The organism is Dyella sp. NPDC103356 (assembly GCF_055584465.1).
In genome coordinates this window covers 189,269-208,334 of the sequence record NZ_JBVJLZ010000009.1, presented here as the reverse complement: position 1 = coordinate 208,334, position 19,066 = coordinate 189,269, and the positions used below count along the sequence as shown (strand labels likewise).

Sequence of the window (19,066 nt, the reverse complement as noted above, 5' to 3'; positions counted from 1 at the left end):
GAATCGCTGGCGCTTTTCCATCGAACACCTCCGTGCGAGGATTGTCCTCGCTTTTAGGTGTCCGAGAAATCAGGGGTGATCCATTCTGACCCCTTATTCCCATGTTTCTGACCCCTTATTCCCAGAGTGAAAGACAGTAAGGAACTGGCACCGAATGAGCATGCAATGGTTATTGGCAAAAGCGCCTGGATTTCAGGCGCTGCCCGAATCAGATCGCACCGCAATCTTCAACTTCACCTTCCTGTGGAGCCTGTTTGAAGGCCAGGTCATGGGCAAGTTCGCGCGCGCCGACCTGATCTGCGCAAAGGTTGATGAATGGCGTGACGCCGGAACGCTCGAAGCCGACCAGTACGCCCCGGAGCTGGCCTACTTCCGGCAGCGCTATTTTGACAACGGCGCCTTCACTCATCACTTCCCGCACTTGCATCTGCGCCCCGCCGACCAACCAGCTGTCGTTCAGTCAGTTCTCGACGGCAGCAATAACGATTCGCGCGATCAGCTTCTCACTGTGGTGATGATTGTTTGGCGGTTTCGCAACAACCTGTTCCATGGCGAAAAATGGGCCTACCAGCTTCAGGGTCAGCTCGCCAACTTTACCCATGCCAACTCCGTCTTGATGCGACTTTTGGAGAAACACGGGCAGTTGGCCGCTTAGCGTTCCATGCTCAACAGGAAAGCCTTTTTTGCACGCGAACCTGCCATCTTGGCTACCGAGGGGAACAGGGATGGAGAACATCAGGGACATTGCCGCCGCGATCGACTTCGCACGCGTCGGAACGCCGCTCGCGCACTTCTACGAAGATCGAGCGGAGATCCGGCAAGTACCCGGCAGTCGTGAATCCCTGTTCGAGGAGATCCACGACGAGGACGGCCCGCGCTCGGGGTACGCCTACCACTGGGGCGGTCGCCGCGAGCTGCAGCTCAACATCGGCTTCGAGAAGGAGCGCACGCACTTTCGCTACGGCGCCGCCTTCTCCATCGAGCGAGGCCCGTACTACGAGAACCCGGTCGAGGTGCTCACGCCCATCATTCATCGGTTCAACGCCATCCTCTCCCAGTACCCCGCCTTGGCAGGCCTGGAGATGTGGTACGTGGACAAACGCCTGCCCGAGGCTCGGCAGCGTGTGCCGGTGGGCCCCGTGCGCACGATTTCCGACGCGCAGATTCACGAAGGTGTCTTCATCTTCTTCGGAGAGGGCGTGCCGGTCGGCGTGGACGGCATCGGGCCGGAAGTTATCAGCCGCGCAGTGACCGTGCTTAACCTGATCTATCCGTTGTACCTAGCGCTGCTCGACGAAACCGGTGCCGAGGCGCGCGCGCTCGAATATCGCGTAGCGCGCATCTGCTGGAACACGCACATGTGGACGCGCCCGTCCGGGCCCCTTGGCAAGGCTCGCTCCAAAGACACCTTCGAACGCAAGCACGGGTTTGGCCACGAAGAATGGATCGGCGATCTATCCACGCTGGTGTGTGGGTACAAGCACGCCTTCATCCAGCCCATGAACGCCAACCACGATGCCTACGCCAGCAAGCGTCTGGCTCTGTTGTTGTACGCGATCGATGGAACCACCGGTCAGCGCTACTGGGCCGGCGCGATTGATGGCGTGCAGACCATGACCGAACGCGAAGCCGTGCGCGTGGCGCGCGAATTCAAACGCGAGGGCTGGCTGCGCATGATGGAGCAGCAGGTCGAAGCGCTTGGCCTGGACAAGGCCGCCGTCACGGATACCGGTCGTACGGAGCTGTTCAACGTCCGCTTCCGTCCCGACGCGCTCCGCATGTTTGACCCACCCATTCCTTTCCCAGCTGAAGATGTGCCGGCGGATTACTACGGGATTCTGCAGCTCGTCCCTCCCGCCTGGGAGCACCTCACCGACGTCGACGCCAATACGGATGCCTACAGCGAGCCCGGTGAGCCAGACGAGTCCGACGAGGAATCGGATGACACCGACGGAGCGACGACCGCGACCCGCGCGCCATCGGGTGGCGGCGATGTGAGGCTCATCCAGACCCAATGGCAGAACGCGCTGATGCGGACCCTTCGTGTGGATCTGCCGGCAGAAGTGAAGCCGAGGCGGGAGTTCAGGCTGGGCCGCAATCGCGTCGATATCCGCCTGAAGGCGTCGGACCGTACGGTCTTCATCGAACTGAAGCCGCGCGGCACGCCCACCGAGGTGATTCGGGAAGCATTCGGTCAGCTAATGGAATACGCCTACTGGCCCACCACCACGCGGTGCGACACCCTGCTGATCGTCGGGCCCGGTGTCGCCAGCGCGAGGGACCGCGCGTACCTGGCTACCATGCGCGAGCGCTTCGGCATTCCCGTCCACTACCTGCACTATCGCGAGGGCCGCATCATCGGCATCGGCGACTGGTACCGGGCCTTGCCGACGGTCGTGGGTTAGCATCGGGCGCTGAGCGCACTTTGCGAGGTCACGCGGCAACCGCCTGTCGACGCTGGATCTCTGCCGCGATACGCGATTGCCACGTCTGCAGTTCGGACAAACTCAGCTCGGCTAGGTTCAAGGCATCCTCCGGAAAGGACCCGTGCAGCAGATAACCCTCGATCGCGGCCTGCCTGTGGAAAAGAATCTGATCGAACTGCACGGCGGACAGACCCAGCGGCGTGCACACGTGCTCGATCAGGAATGCCTCGATCGCGCCATAGTTCTTGGCGGTCACCTTGCGCGGCAAATCGGGAACGATGCGGGTCGCGATTCTCATGACCCGGCTGTCGAGTGCGATAACGTCGGATGCCATTCCCAGGCCTGTCGTGAGGAAATCTCGCGCACCCTTCTCTTTCATGAAACCGAAGTGTTTCCCGATGTAGGCGACGCGCTCGGGGCTGGTGTGCATTGCGGCCAAATGCCGAACAAATCCACGAGGACCTCGCGGATAGTCTTTGAGCACCTGCAAGTTCTTCACCAGCGCCTTTACCTTGTCGGTGCTTTCGGGGGCGCGGGCCCCGACGTACCTGGTTCCGATGCTGGCCAGCACACCACCAATCGCTTTGGCCGCAGCGCGCGGCGACATGGCGATCAACCTTGCGTAGGCCAGCCGGTCACGAACGTCTTGTTGCCGCAGATGATGTGCCGGCGCTTCCTTACCGACCACCACTACCTGGCTGACCACACGCAACCAGATATCGTCGTCCGACATCGCTCGCCACTTGCCCAAGGCTGGCACCGACATGCCGGCGTACTTATCGCGGATCGCGCCGAACGTAGCCAGTTGTTGCGGCGTCAGGCCTGCGGGCAGTGGGGGATGGGTCATTTCGAATCAGCTCCAAATGCGCACGAGCAGTGCGGAGTTTGTTCGGCAGCATGACGTGCTCAACGGGCGCACTGCACCCGAAAGCTGTTACAGGCCTTTGTTGTCAGCATCAATGAGCTGCTTGTAGTCAAGGCTCATCATCGTGCCGATGGCCAAATAGTCAATCTGATCACCGTCGTGGTGGCACTGAAGCAGTTTCGTGATCACGCTGCTGTTGTGATCGTCAGGTGCCCCATATTTGTCCTCACGCCCGTGTACCAACGTGGCGAAGGACTCTGTCACGTGGGGCTCGATGAGCCGGACCAGGTAGATGTCGTGCGCGGCGACCGTGCTGGGCCGTTCCGATTCGAGCACGATACTCACTGGCCACACTAGGCAACTGAGGTCTCATTGGCTGCGAACCCACGCCCGCCGCGGCATTGGTGAGGGGCGACGGTACAGAGCGCCACCCTACCCCCGATAACACCGACTAATCGCCCTGCCCTGGGTCCGAAATCGGCCAGAAGCCGACGTTTGAAACTATGCCCTTCCTACCCGGATTTTGGAGAGGATTCCCTGGGCCTAGGAACTGCTATTACGTGATCGGATAGACGAATCTATCCGCGCAAGAGACGTTGAAAACCGCATGCGCACGATGCCCGCCCACCAGGACGAGCATTCGGTGCAGCGCGTAATTTAATCCTGCTCTACTAGCAGGCTTTTCAGGTTCCGCAAGATGGTGGCGGATATGTCAGCCGGTGGCATTCCGTGCAAACGCGCCAAACCTTCCACGGCAATCCAGACATCGCTCGGTGTGGTTGGACGGGCATCGGTCTGGGTGAACGGCCCATCTGTTTCCGTCAGAACACGATCCAACGGCAGCGCCTTGGTTATCGCGGCGCGCTTTTCATTGGCAAGCATCTCCGCGTTCACCGAAAAATAGCAGCCGAGATCTACCGCTCTCTTGGCTTCCGCTGCGGTGCCGGTGAACCAATGAAGCACCACACGACCGCGCGTAGGTGGCATGTATTGCTCCATCATGTCGAGCACGGCTTTGGTCGCCCTGACGCTATGCGTTGTGACAATTTTGTTTCCCGCCGCCGCGCAGAGTGACAATACACGAGCAAAAATCTCCTTTTGCATTTCGAACGACTTGTAGAATCGTGGGCTGGCGTCAAGCCCGACCTCACCCACATAGCGCGTTTGCGGCAGCAATTCCTCCCATAGCCCAATCTCATGAGCGCGTTCGGCGACTAATTGAGGATGCAGGCCGAGTGCCGCACGAACATGACGGGTGGCAGATGCCAGATCGTGGTTCCGCAGCCAAGCCTTGGGCGTGGTGGTCACGGTGAGGGTGAACACGCCATCGCGCTCGCAACGCTCCACAGCGGCAGCATGGTCGGGATAGAGATCGAGGTGGCAATGAAAATCGACGAGACCAGGTCGCATGGTGTCTCTTATAACGGTCCGGCGCGAACGCCAGTCAGCAGGCGTCCAACCTCCTCCAAACCGCGGCGATAAACATCGGCAAGGTCGTCGTAGCGGGAGGGATCATCATAGAGTGGCCCTGGCTTGTGGATGAGGGCCTTGGCAAGTTCCGGGCGCTTGGATAGCCGCGCGATCGCGATCTGGAAGGATCGGACCTGCTGACCTTCTGCCTGCCTGGTGTCCAATACGGCAGCCTTCAGGTCGGGCACACCATATGATGTCGAATCGTTGCCTCGCAGAGATGAACGCCGAATAAGACATGGCAGGCAGTATCCACAGTGCCCCTGCGGCTTTTTGGTCCAGCGGCCCTTCGCTGGTGACGAACACGATAGGGATAGTGGGGCGAGCTGCTTCAACAGTACTGGATTGGCACATTGGGCAACCATCTCCCCTTTGGTCTTGTTCCAATACGGATTTTCGACCTTCCCTCCGACTCCGAGCGCGTGGAGCAAATCGTTCCACCTGGCCATGTAAAACGGGTGCGTGGTTCGGGTGCTGAGCGCGCCGAGCCGGAGCCTATCGAGAGGCACGTTGAGTGCAATCAATCCGTTTTCCGGAACCTTGAGCACGAAGTTGCGCCCGAGCGCAGTGCCAGCGGCGATCCCTAGGGAAAAGAATAGGAACGAGCGGCCGCGTGTGGTGTCCTCCGATCCGACATCCTCGACGAGCCCGCTCTCGAAACTCATCCACACCCGGAGTCGATCAAATACGGATGATTTGTAAGCGGCTTTCAAACCTTCGAAGCACTGGTCTTGCGACTTGCTCACCAGCCCTTCGCCCGCATGGCTGACCAGGAGCGGATTCTCACCGGCGTTCAAGCTGTCGATCGCGCCGATCAGACTGTCCAAGCCACCAGAAAACAAACTCACACCATCGAACTGCACGGGAATGAGCGATGGAGCCGCGTTGGGAATCAGCTTCGCGTAATCTTTGGCCCGCTTGCGGAATCCAACATCCCATCGATCGCCGGTTAGGAAGTTCAGTGCACGAACCAGGATGGGCGCGGCGGAGGTCCATCGCACTGGATCGCTCACCGGAATGACCAGTCGAATTTCGCGAGTCCAGGCATCCTGCGATTCGGTCGAGCGAGAGATGCGGGTATCCGCAGCATGAACATGGGCAGCAACCACCAGTATGTCCGCGCCGATCTCGCTCGGTGTCAGATGCAAAGCTTTGAGGTCGGCCAAGGCATGGCCGATCCCATGATCGAGACGCTTGCCCGCAACCAACTGCAAGGTCGATGCGACCTCGTCGCGCGCCTTGGGGACGCGGGTCTTATCGTCCGGCCCGAAACGGCCGATGATTACATGGCGCCTCATTTCGCTGCCTCCCTATCGCCAATCGTCTGCAATACGTCGAAGGCGGATTGATATACGTTGGTCACGAAGCCCATCACCGCATCAGGGGTCAGCGACTGGATGTTGATACCCGCGGCGTTGATCGCGTCGCTGACCCCACGCTGGATGAAATCACGCAGTTGCGCCTGAACTCTCTCGGCCGAGCGTGGGTCGGCAGGTAAAGTCACAACCTTAGTGCCAATGTCGTTGCAGATGCGCGCTTCGATCGCGTGTGTCGCATATAGCTCGAAGACGGTTTGGATCTGACCCGGTGTCAGCGCGTCGATGTCGGTAATGCCGGCGCCGGCGAGATCGGCGATGGTCTCGACGAAGGCGTCTCGCGCGATCCCCTCGTCGATCGACCCGCCTTCAGGGCAAATGTAATCAGCGAGCCCCGCGAACACCTCCTCGATTGGCCTCCCAGCGAGGCTTTCGAGGTTGAGCGTTCGTAGTGCCTCTCGAACGCCATTCGCGCTGGCGTCGGTGAGGAATCGGACAAGTCCAGCGCCAGCACCCCGCGATGAACCCATCCGTTGCGCAGCTTGGCGCGAACCGCCCGCCGATCTGGACACATATTGCGAGACAGCGCGGCCGAGGCTCCGACGGTCGCTTCCGCCCGAACTTGCGAAGCGCGTGAAATTGTTTCTGGCCGATGTGAAGCGATCCGACGCTCCTGCCGGCGCGGTCGGCCGGGGCGCCGGCGCGGGAGGAACCGCAGGAGACGATCCATCAGGCGGCGTGGACTGTGTTCCGTCACCATCGCCCGTGCCGGCCCCACCGTCGCCATCACCCTGCAACCAACTCGGGATGAGCGGTGTGCCGCCGCCTGCTCCTCCATATGCGTTCGAGGTGCCCATCAGCGACCACCCTTCCGCGTGCGAAGAGCAGCGCTCGCCGTCGGCTTCAAGAAGGCCGAACCGGCGGTAGACCACCGTTGGAGTAGATTCTCGAAGCGCGCCACGGCGTCGGAATCCTTGATGACGCCCTCCCAACCCGACGCTGGCCACGGACCGCACCGATCGGATGGCAGGGCTTCGAGCAGGTCAAGGAGATTGGCTTGCAGTGTCGAATGCGCGCGAACCAGCACGGCGAGTCCATCTACGCCTGGCGGGACGGTATCAAAGGCGTCTCCGCCCATGACACGGCCGCGCAACTCCTCGAAGACCTGCGCGGCTTCGGCCGGAACGAGCTGCTTGAGTTCACCCTCGAACGCCTGGACAGCGAGTTTCGGGCCGAGCAGCTTTTCGACTACCGCGGCGAGCCGCCCGAGAACCGACGCCGCTCCGAAATAGTCCTTGCGATCCTTGGTCACGAACAGATAGGGGCGTAGATCGACTTCAGCCAAGGCCGGTGACAACCGCGCCCAGGCCCGTATCGCGTCGGCCGCCTTCCACTCCGTCAGGACGGCGCTGTCCTTGGAGTCCCGCACGGCGGTCGGCTTGGCACCATCGATGGAACTGTCCTTCGCCCCGGCCCGCTTCACCTTGCGGGCAGGCTTCTCATCCGACGCGGCGGTTTCGAGCGCCGCCAAATCTACGCAACGGCCGTCCGGGTCACGGGCGGCGGCGTTGGCGATCTGGTCGAATAATCTTGAGAGGAACCGTTCGGCCAGCATCAGCTTCGCCAAGACGGGCAGTTTCACCTCATCTCCGAAACCGCGTGCGAGCGCGGTCTGATGGCGCAACAGCAGGGTGTTCAGGAAGCGTTTGATCTGCCGCGGATTGCCCTGAGTTCCGCTGGCCAGGATCGGACCGATCTGATCGCTCAAGGTAAGCGAGTTCTGGACCTGGCCGGCCTTTTCACCCAAGGCGGTCTTGACCGTCTGCGCGTCAAGTCCGGCGGTCTTCCAAGGCCTTTTGAGCAATTCACGCGCGACGGTGATGAGCGCCGAGTAAGCGGGATCGTCCTCGCCCAGCTCGGCGCCGATGAGCAACAGGGTAACGTAGATGCGGGTTTCGGTCTCGCCCAAAGCCGGGATACGGAATGGGATTTGAATCAGCTTTTCGAGATAGTTCCGCGCATAGTCGCGCGGTCCGGTCGTGTCCGGCAGCTCAGGGAAATGCTTGCGCACAGAATATTCGATCATCGCTTCGTCGGCGGCAACGATGAACGCGGTGCGGGCGGTGAAGACGAACAACCGGACGGCTTCGAGCGTTTCGATAGCAGTGTCCGGCAGGCAGCGGTCGAGGTCGTCGATGAGGACGATCAGTTGTTTAATGCCTGCCTGCTTGAGTAGGTCGTCAAAAGCTTTCCGGAACGCCTCGATCTCTTCCGGAACATTTTTTGACTCTCCGGGTTTGAGCAAACCCTGCACACCGTCGATAGCTTTGTCATAGTTCTCCTTCGTCGCAAGTTTCGAGGGATCGGAGAAAATCCCCTTCAAGGCGCCAACCACCGCGCCCATCTGATCGGCAGTGGGGATGCCCGTGAACGCGGTGAATGCGAGACCGCCTCCGTGCCGCGCGATTTTTAGCCAGTCGATCCGCCGGAAGATGTCTTTGATGGCTATGCCGGCTTGGGTGAGCAACGGTCGTTTTTCGATAAGGCCGGTAACGATGCCCTCGATCAGCGCGATCTTCGCGTCTTCGAATCCTTGAAAACGCCACCCGTTGAATTTGATGCAGAGCACGTCCTTGTCTGAAGCAAGGCCATTTTCGATCATCTCCAGGATGCTGGATTTGCCGGCGCCCCAGTCACCGTGAACACCGATCGTCACGGCGCGCTCAGGCTTTTCGCGCAGCAGCTCGATAATAGTCTTGGCGATCGCCTCGTTGTTGAGGAGATCAACTTTAGTCTCATTATCCGTGAGAATCATTTCGCTCCGTGCTCCCCTTCCGCGATTCGTAGCGGGCTGAAAGCTAAGGTCTCACGCGTAAGCCATCGAATCAATTGGCCTGCTGTATTTCGATTTTGATCCACAGCGCGAAGCACCGGTTGGCTTGAGTATCCGCGGGCCGCCTTGGGTCGGAAGTAGCCCTCCCCTACCCCCGATAACCAGCCCTAATCACCCTACTCTGTTGGCCGTCATAGACTGGTCCCGGCTTGTCGCGGCAAAATGGCTCGGCGTCACTATGCGAAAGGAAAACGGATGGATCTGGAGCGTCTTGGAAGCGTTGTACGCAAGGTACTGCACCACCAATTTGGCTTTTGCACGCATAATGGAATTTCAGCTACTTGCCAGAAAATAGGATTACCCGTTCCTGATACGGCGAAGACCAAGGCCGAACGCTCAGCAGAAGCCGTTGGTGGAATCACGGATGATCAGGCAGAAGAACTGGCCCAGCAATTGCTTTCTACGTTTCCCCTACGCGCATCAGATCGCAATGCGTTGCAGGATGCGCTATGGGTCAACTCTGGTTATCCAGATATCCCCAAGCGAACCCGCCGAGAGATTGCGGAAGCACTAGGTCATTCTGACCTCTTTATTGATGCCAGCTCGTTCGACACGCTACTGACCGATCTCTGGGTGCTTGGTGATGATCCGATCCAAGCAGTCTCTACCATGTTTGGTCTCCCAGATCGGAGTTTGCGGGGAGAGATTGAGCAGCATATCCATCGTAACCCCGACTGGTCTGGTGTCGAACTCTTCAACCATCTCGGCGCATACGAGGCCTCGGATCATCGCTTTGCGCTGTTCCTGGAGGGACTGGCGTCGCCCGATGTCAGACCCGATGAAGACGAGCAGCGTCGCTTCGTTGAACTGGTTAATGGCCCGCTAAAGAAACTGGGTCTTGAGCTTCAGGAGGCCGGGAGCGAAGGTGGCTATCCGACGTTCGTGGTGGTTTCAATCCATGCGACACCACGTGGGCGCCCCAAGAATCTGATCTTTGGGTCATCGGTCAAGCCGGATCTGAGGTTCCGAGATGCCATCGACAATGAGGTCGAAATCGTTACCGGCGCTGACCAAGTGCTGATCTACGATCGCCCCATCGGGTACAACGGCTTGCGATGGTGTGACCTACAAGCCTGGTGGAAGGAAAACCAGCAAATCGGTGATAACGACCGCGCAAAGAAAACGCTCTACCGACGCTTGCGCGCGAGCCTTCCGAACTCGTCGCCACCCCAACTGGCGCTATTCGATGGCTTCTATAACGGATTCAAAGCGGACTCGCCGCATCTCCCGGCACTCTTACCCGAGGTCTGGTTGCACTGGGATCCCAAGACCATTCGGATGAGAGGTCGAGATGCTTTACTTCACTCCCGAATGGACTTCTTGCTGCTCATGCCCAACAACGTACGCGTAGTGGTTGAAGTCGACGGGCAGCAGCACTATTCGGACAATGGGAAAGCCGACCCGAAGCGCTACGCGCGGATGGTCGAAGCTGATCGTGATATGCGTCTGTCGGGGTACGAGGTCTACCGATTCGGCGCATTGCAACTGATGGATGAGCAGGCACCTGCAACGGTCCTCGACTTCTTTGCTCGTCTGTTTCGACTACACGGCGTTATCCGCTGACGCCCGGCACCTACCCCCGATAACGATCGCTTATCGCCTGCCCTTACTTAATGCGCGCATGACGAGCTTAACCGCCAAGTTTGGGACCAAGTTTGGGACACCCACTATTCGGCAGCGTTGTTGGCCTGCCCTGCTCCCAAGGACTGGAGCTGAGGCGGGATACTCATTATTCAATGGAATACATGAGTCCTGTTCGTCCTCCCTCTCCCAGTCCGATGGCGCTGAATCGCTCGCCGGTTCGTGCGGCTGGCAGCGCTTAGTGATCGAGATTGTGGGTGTCCAGAACTCATGCCGGTGGGTGTCCAGAACTCATGCCGATTCAGCCAGTCCGACATTCGTGCGGCGAGCAAATCAACCGATTGCGAGGGCTTTCAGTGAGAGTTGATCTCACTGAAAGCCCTCCTATCGTCAAGAACCGTGCATCGCCACCCAGTCAGTAATCATTTTCAGGGCAATCGGCGACATGGTTTCCTCAATGCTGGCCGATTCCGCTGGCGTCCCGATGTTGGCCGTCTGAAACATGTGGTTGACGTTCGGGAGTTCGACAATCGTCGCACCTGGATTGCCCTTCAGAGCCGCCTTGATGGCAGGCAGATTGTCTTCGGGTGGTACGAAGAGATCGAGGCTGCCATCGAGGACAAGGACCGGCACCAGGAGGGCGCGAAGGGTCGGGATGGGATCGTAGTTGAAGGCCTGCCGCGCCCAGGGGCTGGTGACCTGATGGGCAAGCGTGTCCGCATTTTCGGGTCGGATGAGCTTGTCAGTGACTCCCTGCGCAATGTCCGTGTTGGCAACTGACAACGCTGCCGTGTTGCTGGCCGTAGTCGCAAGATCGGCATAGAGTTTGTTGAAAAAAGCGCTTCGCTTTGCAATCTGTTCTTCGGGAACACCGGATGCCCTGGCAATTCGGGCGTCTTGTACGTTCAAAAGCCTGCCGATGCGCATGCCCGGACCGGCCATAAGTACAGCGAATCGCGCTGCCGGATTGCGAACGGCGATCATGGGGGCGATGGCACCGCCCTCCGAGTGGCCGATAAGGCCGATATGCTTCGCCCCGATCTCAGGGCGCGACATAAGAAAGGTCATGGCCGCTTCGGCATCGGAGGCAAAGTCGGGGATCGTCGCCGTGGCAAAGTCACCACCCGAACCACCAACACCTCGTTTGTCATAGCGCAACACGGCTATGCCGCGACGATTGAGAGCATCGGCGAGGACAACGAACAGTTTGTGGCCGAAACTGTTTTCGTCACGCGTTCCCGGCCCGGTCCCTCCGATCAGCACGACGGCCGGAAAGGGGCCGGTACCGTCGGGCACGCTGAGCGTGCCGGCCAGCCTTATCCCCGCCGATGCGTTGTCGAAGGTGACCTCCTGCTGCCGGTAAGGACGGGTGCCGGCGGCAATGGCTTCTTCCTGTGGACGCTTCGGAGGTGCGGCACCCGACGTCTGGCCAGTCATCCGGGTCAGGGATAGCGACATGATGACGCCCTGTGTCCACGTCCCGACCCAGCCCTTTTTGCCGGCGTCCCAGTGTCCCGTATAGGTGGCACTGATCCTTGGGATGGTGAAGCTCAAATGGTCGGCATCGGTTACGACATCATCGGCGGGCAGAACAACGCTTCCCTGATCGAGACTTTCAAGCGCCGCCTTGTAGTGGCCTGCCCCCTCTTTGGTTACGTGCACCACGATGTGGTACTGGCCAGCCAGGAGGCCACCCCAATCACCTGCTGCGTCTTCGGCCGAAACCGCACCGACCACCAGAGCCAACAGGCTTCCGACGGCAAACATGCGTTTCGCCACCGATCGTTTCGTCCCATGCGTTTTCAAGGTCATACCCCTCTGCAAGAACGCCGGGTTGGCGTCAGACTGGTAGTCGAGGGCCAGACACGGGTCTTACAGCACGGGCCGCGATTTTTTTTATTGCCTGCCTTGTAAGAAGATTCCCGTTCAAGCGACTAAGGCCCCCAAAGGGATGGGATACCAACGCCGTGTTGAGCCTCGAAGAGATCGTCGATAAGCACGCCGGCATGGTCCGCCGCATTGCGACGGTCTATGAGCGCCATCCCGACCGGATCGACGATCTCGTGCAGGAAGTCTGGCTGGCGGTCTGGCAGGCGCTACCTCGCCTGGACAATCCGTCGATGCTCAAACCCTATATCGCCCGTATCACCCAGAACATTTGTGTCACCCATGTGCGTCGCGCACTCGTACGCAAGGACGAACCCCTGGGTGACGGCATTGCGGATATGTCCATGCCTGTCGACGAGGCCACCGATCACGCCAGGCAACTGGCGCGCCTGACCGAGGTGATACGTCAATTGCCAGAGCCTTTAAAGGCCGTCGCCGGCCTCTATCTCGAGGAGATACCAATCAAGGAGATCGCAACGATCCTCGGCATCAGTGAAAGCAACACGTCGGTGCGACTGCATCGCGCCAAAACTTTCATCCGGCTGAACTTCGGAGCCTAGACATGAGCGAACCATCGCAAACTGATCCTTTCGCCACGCTTTGGCAATCCGCGCCCAAACCGGACACCGGGCAGCTCCTGCAAGACCTGCAGCGGCTGCAGAAAGCGCAGCGGTGGCACAGCCGAATCCTCACTATCATTCTCTGTGGCATTGCATTGTTTTTTATTTTCGAGGAGGCCACCGGACGATCCGGTACCCACGGGCTGATCAGCGTGTTGTGGATCGCCTTCGTTGCCGGTGCGATCGGGTATCAGCGCGTGCGCTGCCGCTCCGTGGATCCGCTCGATCTCGATACGGTCAGCCTTCTCAAGCGCATGGTCACCCGGGCAAAGCGGGGACTCTTCCAGGCGCGCTGTCTTTACCTGGGAACTCCCATGGGTGCAGTGACGGGTGCAGCTCTGACGAGGGTTCTGGCACCAGGGGCGGCGCCGAGTGAGCATATGGCCCAATCCAATCTGACGCTGATGCAAACGATCGTCGGTCTGATAGCCCTGGTCGCCATGATCATCTCGGGACTCGTGCTGGCGCGCATCAGACGGCGCCAACTGCTGGAACTCACCGGAAAACTGAAGTCGCTGGAAGAAAGTCTGTAAGAAATCCCACGTAGCCGCGACTTTGGTTCCGACGGATCAAGATCAACACAGGTCGATCCGGCATCCACACTTGGAGGAACCCATGTCGAACGCACGCATCGCATCCATTCTTTTCGGTCTTGTCGCCGCCTGTGCTCTGATCGCCCTGGCCTGGTATCAGGCACATGGTGACCGCATGATTCTGTCGATATCCGGCGCTGTCGCCATCGTAGTGATGGTGCTTGCGCTGATACGTTTCATACCTGCACTGATTCGCTGTATGTCCACCAAGGGGAGCTGCGCTGTACGCCACGACAGGATCAGGTGATGGGAATCCTGCAGCGTGCGAACGCCAATACCCGGCCCTTTATGTCCGCATTGGGTTGCGGCCGCCGTCGGGAGCGGACCTTTGTCTACGGCGGAAGATAGCTCCTTCTCTACCCCTGATAACGATCGCTTATCGCCTGCCCTTACTTAATGCGAGTACGACGAGCTTAAGGGGACGGGTTGATTAAGAAGATTTAATTAATCCTGTCCCAGATATCGCATCCCAGATCTAGACGACGCGCCGGCGTCGGGCTAAAACAGCCCCCGCGCCCAGAATCAGCAATATAGTGAGCGCCATTCCACAGCCAAATTCCGTCGTGATGTAAGGGGCGGTGCCCGTGCGCGCGGTCATGGCGTCGAGCACGCCCTGGACGAGGGTGTTGTGGGTGGCATGCAACAACACGCAGGGCCAAATGCTGCCCGATGCCATGCGCAGCCAAGTCATCAGAAACGCCATTCCGATGACCATCACAGTGAAACACGCCACTGCATACGCTGGTTGTGTGCCCGCGTTGTAGTCAGCGCCTAGCAAGACCGGGTAATGCCAAACCGCCCAGATTAGTCCGCTGATCAGGCTAGTCTTGACCAGGCCAAGGCGCTCATAGAGGCGAGGAACCAAGAAGCCTCGCCAGCCCAATTCCTCTCCCAGTGCCCAGGCCATGGTCCCGATCACGATGAAGATCATGGTGGAGGGGATGCCAAAGAGTGCTGCGAAAGCGCTGGTGTGTTGGCTGATGTGAAAGGTGTTGGCGAAAGGAGCCGCGAACTGTCCCCATTGAAACGCATTTGGGACAATCATCCAGGTCAGCAGATAGACAGGGATGGCATACAGCCAGGCGAAGCCATAGCCCCATGCGGTGAAGACGCGTTTGGGCCAGGCCCAACCTAGCGAGCGCACGCTGACCCCACACATCAGACACGTGACCAACGTGGCAGCGGCCGGACACCACATGACGATGCGGGACATCATCGGCGGTTCGGCCTTCAAATAGATTTCGAAGAGAGACACCGGTGTGGTGAACACCACGAGCCAAAACAAGAACCAGAAAATCTCACGCAGTCGATACGATGTATTCAAAGAAAGACGGCCTCAGGTGCCTGGAATCGACGCCACGTCGATTAGAAACAGTAACTCAGCCGAAGCGGCAACAGCGGTCGATCTCTGTAGCGAATGACCAGGGTTGGAGCGATATGGTGACATGCCTGGGGTGCCTCACGACCATCCAGATGGACTGAGGTCCGACCTGCAGTGCCGGAAGCCATGGTGGCAACGCAAGGCCACCGCTTTGCCGTGCATCGAGACAATTTGTAAAGCCCCCTACCCGGATAGAACGCAAGCAGCGTGCCTAAGAGTGGCAATCCCGATGGGTCCTAATCACGACGAGCGAAATCCATTAAACGGCTACGCCAGCTCGAAGAAAGTAGAACTGTTGCAACTAGGTCATGGGGCGGCCTCCTGATGCAATGCAGCCAATCTACTAGTAGGTAGTGTGGCAGTCAACGCTCTTCTGTTTATCCGCTAGGCGCGACGACCACCTGGACTGTTGCGCCTTGTGATGCATCAGTGTTTGGGGGCCAGTTCGCCGATAACTTCGCCAGACCCATCGAGCATCTGAAGCGAGGGCGTGCCGTCCGGCGCCACTTTCATCTCGATACGCGGGCGTCCCTGTGCGTCGCTGAGCGCCAGTGCCACGCCGTTGTCGGCGCTGCATTTCTTCCTATACAGATATCGGCGTGGCTGGTGGATTGGGAGCATTGGCTGCCGGAACGGGCGTAAGCGCGTTTGAGACAGCAGGGGTGGAGCCGCTTGAAGGGGTTGCGTCGTACGCCACTGCGGCGCTGTCTGGTACAACTGCCGGGGCCGTTCAAACTCAGGTCGCGGCCAATGAGGCTTCGGAGGCTGTACATTGAAGGCTTGGAAATGAATCACGTCACTAATCTGCTGCCAATGGCTCCCCTTGTTGGGGGGCTTATAGCTCTCTATCTGACATCGCGCCGCGAATCCCCGGCGTCGGGATTGGCGACTGAGGGTAGCGAACAAGCGGTTCAAATCTTTCAATACCCGCGAGGGATACTAAAAGCCGTCCTTGCTTCCGCGATCATTCTACCTTTAGTTTTCTTTCTGTTGCCGGATGAAGCAGTACAGGATGCAAGGCCATTATTCAATTTTGGTGCCGTGGTTTTAGGTGGCCTTTTGCTCTACGCATGGGCGTACTTGCATCAATATCGGATCGTTGTTGAGCCTGACGTCATCAAACATGGCGCTTTTTTCCTGACTGCTGTTGATCTTAGGCGAGTCACGTCAATTAAGTATTTTTGGGTTGGGAATGGCATCAATCTCAAACTTTTCGACAACAACAAGCGGATTGCGATCTTCGAGGGAGGCATCGAAAATTTCGACGCCTTTGCGAAAGCTGTAAGAAGACGTTTACCAAACACGATCCATACCGAGACTGTAGGGAAAGCATCTTTCTAGTGAAGTGATCACTCAAATTAGGCATCCCGGCCATACCGCCGGCTAGGAACGGTAAATGATCGAGATCGTGGGTATCCCAGATATTTCTACCGTTTCATGAGATTGGCGCATGAGAGTCGCGATCCAAGAATGAGTTCTGCAGTATGGCTAGGGCGCCCCACCGAGCATTCGTCGCATACGCTTTGAAGTGAGACACCTGGCATGTCGAAACCTGTCTTCCCTGCTATCTTCGCCAAGTGAAACCGACGGAAGCGTCCGCAAAATGGCTCACGACTACTGGATAGGTTGCCCATGAGTGTCACCAGTCCCGCTGATCGTGATGAGCTGAACAAGCTGTTGCAGCAGGTCGGCCGCAGCGATCAGAAGGCGTTTGCCGAGCTCTACAAACGCACCTCGTCCAAACTCTTCGGTGTGTGCCTGCGCATGTTGCATGACCGTGGCGAAGCCGAAGAGGTCTTGCAGGAAACCTTCACCACGGTGTGGCGTCGTGCCGCCAGCTTCGACTCGGCGAAGGCCAGTGCGATCACCTGGCTGGTCACGCTGTCACGTAACAAGGCAATCGACCGGTTGCGCCAGTCTCGCGAGGAGTTGCTGGATGACCCGTCGAAGCTGGACGAGGCTGTCGACGAGCAGCCCACGCCGGCGGCCGGCGCGGAAACCAGCCAGGAATATCAGCGGCTGCAACGGTGCCTGGATGAGCTGGAGCCGCAGCAGCAGAATTCGGTGCGTGAAGCCTTTTTCACCGGAGCTACGTATAACGAATTGGCGGCGCGCTGCAAGGTGCCGCTGGGAACCATGAAAAGCTGGATCCGCCGCAGCCTGATGCAACTCCGCACGTGCCTGGATCAATGAATACGCCCCTCGAAGACGGCAACAACCTGCGTTACGCCGAGTACGTGCTTGGCGTGCTCGATGCCGATGCGCGCGCTGACGTGGCGCGTGAGGTTCTGGATTCGGGCGAAGCTGCGACCGCGGTAGCCTTGTGGCAGCGCCGCCTGATGCCTCTGGCCGACACGATCGGTGACGTTGCACCGCCCGCTTATGTGTGGGCGCGAATTCACGACGCATTGCAGCTGGATACGCCGGCCCCGATCACGCCACGCAAAGGCCTGTGGGACAACCTGCAGTGGTGGCGATGGCTCGGCATCGGTGCCAGCGCCGTGGCCGTGGCGTTGCTCGTCGTGGTGTCACTGCCACGATCTGGGCCGCCCTCTGCCGTGGTCAACGCCGGCTACATGGCATCAACCATCCAGCAGGACAACGGCTCCACCGGCTGGACCGCCACGATGGATCTGCAGCACGCCCGCATGGTGGTGGTGCCCGCGACGCCAGTGGCCTTGGAGCAAGGGCGTGCGCCCGAGCTTTGGCTGATCCCAGCGGGTGGCAAGCCCATCTCGGTAGGCATGATCGAGCGCGACAAGCCCACGACGCTGGCACTCGATCCGACGCTGCTGGCCCAACTGGGCCCAACGGCCATCCTTGCCGTGTCCGTTGAGCCGATCGGTGGCTCGCCAACAGGTCAACCCACCGGTGCGGTGATCGGCAAGGGTGCGATCGGAGCCGCGCCCAGCGCTGGCGGCAAGGTCGCCGCAACGGGCAACGGCCAGGCGGATCACACGCGGGTTTGATCGATCCCATTCCGGGCCGTGCATCCGTACTGCCATCAGGTCCGTATCTGTCTATGACACGCAGACAGGTACGTTTCCATGACTCGTTCCAGATCGCCCCTGATATCGCCTCCCGTCGGGATAGAGCCATCGGCTGAACGCCGCTCCTGGCTGATTCGCACGATGCGCCGCTGGTTCGATACCGGCGTGACGGTCGACGTGGACGATAGTCGCGAGGATCGCATCGACTGGCTGCGCGCCGCACCCTTCGTAGCGATGCATCTGGCCTGTCTGGGTGTGATCTGGGTGGGTGTTTCGCCCTTCGCTCTGATCGTGGCCGGTTCGCTGTATGTCGTGCGCATGTTCGCGCTGACTGCGTTCTATCACCGCTATTTCTCGCATCGTACGTTCCAGACCTCACGCAAGGTGCAGTTCGTGTTTGCGCTGATCGGCGCGGCCTGCGTACAGCGCGGGCCGTTGTGGTGGGCGGCGCATCATCGTCACCATCATCGCGTGACCGATACGACAGCCGACCCGCACTCGCCGAACGTCCACGGCTTTCTGTGGAGTCATGTCGGCTGGTTTCTGACGCCGCGCAACTTTCGCACCGATTTGTCGCGCGTGCCGGACCTAGCGGCATACCCGGAGTTGCGCTGGCTCGATCGCTACGACATCGCCATTCCGGTGGTGTTGGCGGTCATCCTGTATGCGCTCGGGGTGCTTCTGCATCACATCGCGCCATCGTTGGGCACCAGCGGCGGGCAGTTGCTGATCTGGGGCTTTTTTGTCTCCACCACCCTGCTCTTCCATGCCACCGTGACGATCAATTCGCTGGCGCATCGCTTCGGCAAGCGTCGCTTCGACACGAAGGACGATAGCCGCAACAACCTCTGGTTGGCGCTGCTCACATTCGGCGAAGGCTGGCATAACAACCACCACTTCTTCCCCGGCTCTAGCCGACAGGGTTTCCGCTGGTGGGAGGTGGACCTCACCTGGTACGGATTGAAGCTGATGTCGGCGCTAGGCCTGGTGCGCGGGTTGAAGCCGGTACCTGCCTGGGTACTGAACCGGGCACGGAACTGAGCC

Annotated in this window: 19 protein-coding genes; 10 read left to right on the top strand and 9 right to left on the bottom strand. The window is 59.4% G+C overall.

Features of this window, described 5'->3' with window-relative positions; all coding sequences use genetic code 11:
- Positions 1-154 precede the first annotated feature (154 nt).
- Positions 155-655 (top strand): hypothetical protein, encoded by a 501-nt coding sequence (locus tag ACZ6WW_RS19465; RefSeq protein WP_465275672.1) that lies wholly within the window; start codon positions 155-157, stop codon positions 653-655.
- 70 nt (positions 656-725) lie between these two features.
- Positions 726-2,405: a hypothetical protein gene (locus ACZ6WW_RS19460; protein ID WP_465275671.1), complete on the top strand. Its 1,680-nt coding sequence runs from the start codon at positions 726-728 to the stop codon at positions 2,403-2,405.
- 28 nt (positions 2,406-2,433) lie between these two features.
- Here ACZ6WW_RS19460 and ACZ6WW_RS19455 read toward each other — a convergent pair whose 3' ends face one another.
- The 6 genes from ACZ6WW_RS19455 to qatA all read right to left on the bottom strand — a co-directional run bounded on the left by ACZ6WW_RS19455 (position 2,434) and on the right by qatA (position 8,892).
- Entirely contained in the window at positions 2,434-3,273 is an 840-nt protein-coding gene (locus ACZ6WW_RS19455; RefSeq protein WP_465275670.1) for a hypothetical protein, read from the bottom strand.
- Positions 3,274-3,360: 87 nt separating this feature from the next.
- The gene (locus tag ACZ6WW_RS19450) at positions 3,361-3,636 is read right to left on the bottom strand and encodes a hypothetical protein (RefSeq protein ID WP_465275669.1); all 276 of its coding nucleotides are present in this window, start codon (positions 3,634-3,636) and stop codon (positions 3,361-3,363) included.
- A 312-nt stretch (positions 3,637-3,948) separates the two neighbouring features.
- Positions 3,949-4,701, bottom strand: coding sequence for a Qat anti-phage system TatD family nuclease QatD (gene qatD / locus ACZ6WW_RS19445; RefSeq protein ID WP_465275668.1), 753 nt, complete (start codon positions 4,699-4,701; stop codon positions 3,949-3,951).
- An 8-nt stretch (positions 4,702-4,709) separates the two neighbouring features.
- Positions 4,710-6,059, bottom strand: a complete 1,350-nt coding sequence (gene qatC / locus ACZ6WW_RS19440) for a Qat anti-phage system QueC-like protein QatC (protein WP_465275667.1) — start codon at positions 6,057-6,059, stop codon at positions 4,710-4,712.
- Positions 6,056-6,934 (bottom strand): Qat anti-phage system associated protein QatB, encoded by an 879-nt coding sequence (gene qatB / locus ACZ6WW_RS19435; RefSeq protein ID WP_465275666.1) that lies wholly within the window; start codon positions 6,932-6,934, stop codon positions 6,056-6,058. The genes qatC and qatB overlap by 4 nt, the downstream gene beginning before the upstream one ends.
- Positions 6,934-8,892: a Qat anti-phage system ATPase QatA gene (qatA, locus tag ACZ6WW_RS19430; RefSeq protein ID WP_465275665.1), complete on the bottom strand. Its 1,959-nt coding sequence runs from the start codon at positions 8,890-8,892 to the stop codon at positions 6,934-6,936. The genes qatB and qatA overlap by 1 nt, the downstream gene beginning before the upstream one ends.
- 273 nt (positions 8,893-9,165) lie before the next feature.
- Between qatA and ACZ6WW_RS19425 the strand changes: the two genes are divergently transcribed.
- Positions 9,166-10,533: an AbiJ-related protein gene (locus ACZ6WW_RS19425; protein WP_465275664.1), complete on the top strand. Its 1,368-nt coding sequence runs from the start codon at positions 9,166-9,168 to the stop codon at positions 10,531-10,533.
- 408 nt (positions 10,534-10,941) lie between these two features.
- Here ACZ6WW_RS19425 and ACZ6WW_RS19420 read toward each other — a convergent pair whose 3' ends face one another.
- On the bottom strand, positions 10,942-12,363 hold the full coding sequence (locus tag ACZ6WW_RS19420) for an alpha/beta hydrolase family protein (RefSeq protein WP_465275663.1): 1,422 nt from the start codon (positions 12,361-12,363) through the stop codon (positions 10,942-10,944).
- Between the two features lie 155 nt (positions 12,364-12,518).
- Here ACZ6WW_RS19420 and ACZ6WW_RS19415 point away from each other — a divergent pair, with 155 nt between their 5' ends.
- The 3 genes from ACZ6WW_RS19415 to ACZ6WW_RS19405 all read left to right on the top strand — a co-directional run bounded on the left by ACZ6WW_RS19415 (position 12,519) and on the right by ACZ6WW_RS19405 (position 13,898).
- Positions 12,519-12,998, top strand: a complete 480-nt coding sequence (locus ACZ6WW_RS19415; protein ID WP_465275662.1) for an RNA polymerase sigma factor — start codon at positions 12,519-12,521, stop codon at positions 12,996-12,998.
- A gap of 2 nt (positions 12,999-13,000) precedes the next feature.
- Complete coding sequence (locus ACZ6WW_RS19410) at positions 13,001-13,591, top strand: hypothetical protein (RefSeq protein WP_465275661.1); 591 nt, start codon at positions 13,001-13,003, stop codon at positions 13,589-13,591.
- 82 nt (positions 13,592-13,673) lie between these two features.
- A complete protein-coding gene (locus ACZ6WW_RS19405; RefSeq protein ID WP_465275660.1) occupies positions 13,674-13,898 on the top strand; it encodes a hypothetical protein in 225 nt (74 codons plus the stop codon).
- 228 nt (positions 13,899-14,126) lie between these two features.
- Here the strand turns inward: ACZ6WW_RS19405 and ACZ6WW_RS19400 are convergent, their stop codons facing one another.
- On the bottom strand, positions 14,127-14,975 hold the full coding sequence (locus ACZ6WW_RS19400; RefSeq protein ID WP_465275659.1) for a lysostaphin resistance A-like protein: 849 nt from the start codon (positions 14,973-14,975) through the stop codon (positions 14,127-14,129).
- 483 nt (positions 14,976-15,458) lie between these two features.
- Entirely contained in the window at positions 15,459-15,590 is a 132-nt protein-coding gene (locus ACZ6WW_RS19395; protein WP_465275658.1) for a hypothetical protein, read from the bottom strand.
- A gap of 228 nt (positions 15,591-15,818) precedes the next feature.
- Here ACZ6WW_RS19395 and ACZ6WW_RS19390 point away from each other — a divergent pair, with 228 nt between their 5' ends.
- The 4 genes from ACZ6WW_RS19390 (at position 15,819) to ACZ6WW_RS19375 (ending at position 19,063) form a co-directional block, all read left to right on the top strand.
- Entirely contained in the window at positions 15,819-16,373 is a 555-nt protein-coding gene (locus ACZ6WW_RS19390) for a hypothetical protein (RefSeq protein ID WP_465275657.1), read from the top strand.
- A gap of 291 nt (positions 16,374-16,664) precedes the next feature.
- Entirely contained in the window at positions 16,665-17,225 is a 561-nt protein-coding gene (locus ACZ6WW_RS19385) for a sigma-70 family RNA polymerase sigma factor (protein ID WP_281848767.1), read from the top strand.
- On the top strand, positions 17,222-18,001 hold the full coding sequence (locus ACZ6WW_RS19380; protein ID WP_465275656.1) for an anti-sigma factor: 780 nt from the start codon (positions 17,222-17,224) through the stop codon (positions 17,999-18,001). The genes ACZ6WW_RS19385 and ACZ6WW_RS19380 overlap by 4 nt, the downstream gene beginning before the upstream one ends.
- Positions 18,002-18,163: 162 nt before the next feature.
- Positions 18,164-19,063, top strand: a complete 900-nt coding sequence (locus ACZ6WW_RS19375; RefSeq protein WP_465275675.1) for an acyl-CoA desaturase — start codon at positions 18,164-18,166, stop codon at positions 19,061-19,063.
- Positions 19,064-19,066 lie beyond the last annotated feature (3 nt).

What these genes read in the sequence shown, in the direction of transcription:
- ACZ6WW_RS19465 (WP_465275672.1), top strand. Translation starts at nt 155, where the DNA reads ATGAGCATGCAATGGTTATTGGCAAAAGCGCCTGGATTTCAGGCGCTG.
- qatB (WP_465275666.1), bottom strand. Translation starts at nt 6,934, where the DNA reads ATGGGCACCTCGAACGCATATGGAGGAGCAGGCGGCGGCACACCGCTC.
- qatD (WP_465275668.1), bottom strand. Translation starts at nt 4,701, where the DNA reads ATGCGACCTGGTCTCGTCGATTTTCATTGCCACCTCGATCTCTATCCC.
- ACZ6WW_RS19420 (WP_465275663.1), bottom strand. Translation starts at nt 12,363, where the DNA reads ATGACCTTGAAAACGCATGGGACGAAACGATCGGTGGCGAAACGCATG.
- ACZ6WW_RS19425 (WP_465275664.1), top strand. Translation starts at nt 9,166, where the DNA reads ATGGATCTGGAGCGTCTTGGAAGCGTTGTACGCAAGGTACTGCACCAC.
- ACZ6WW_RS19405 (WP_465275660.1), top strand. Translation starts at nt 13,674, where the DNA reads ATGTCGAACGCACGCATCGCATCCATTCTTTTCGGTCTTGTCGCCGCC.
- ACZ6WW_RS19380 (WP_465275656.1), top strand. Translation starts at nt 17,222, where the DNA reads ATGAATACGCCCCTCGAAGACGGCAACAACCTGCGTTACGCCGAGTAC.
- ACZ6WW_RS19410 (WP_465275661.1), top strand. Translation starts at nt 13,001, where the DNA reads ATGAGCGAACCATCGCAAACTGATCCTTTCGCCACGCTTTGGCAATCC.
- qatC (WP_465275667.1), bottom strand. Translation starts at nt 6,059, where the DNA reads ATGAGGCGCCATGTAATCATCGGCCGTTTCGGGCCGGACGATAAGACC.
- ACZ6WW_RS19455 (WP_465275670.1), bottom strand. Translation starts at nt 3,273, where the DNA reads ATGACCCATCCCCCACTGCCCGCAGGCCTGACGCCGCAACAACTGGCT.
- qatA (WP_465275665.1), bottom strand. Translation starts at nt 8,892, where the DNA reads ATGATTCTCACGGATAATGAGACTAAAGTTGATCTCCTCAACAACGAG.
- ACZ6WW_RS19460 (WP_465275671.1), top strand. Translation starts at nt 726, where the DNA reads ATGGAGAACATCAGGGACATTGCCGCCGCGATCGACTTCGCACGCGTC.
- ACZ6WW_RS19375 (WP_465275675.1), top strand. Translation starts at nt 18,164, where the DNA reads ATGCGCCGCTGGTTCGATACCGGCGTGACGGTCGACGTGGACGATAGT.
- ACZ6WW_RS19385 (WP_281848767.1), top strand. Translation starts at nt 16,665, where the DNA reads ATGAGTGTCACCAGTCCCGCTGATCGTGATGAGCTGAACAAGCTGTTG.
- ACZ6WW_RS19390 (WP_465275657.1), top strand. Translation starts at nt 15,819, where the DNA reads ATGAATCACGTCACTAATCTGCTGCCAATGGCTCCCCTTGTTGGGGGG.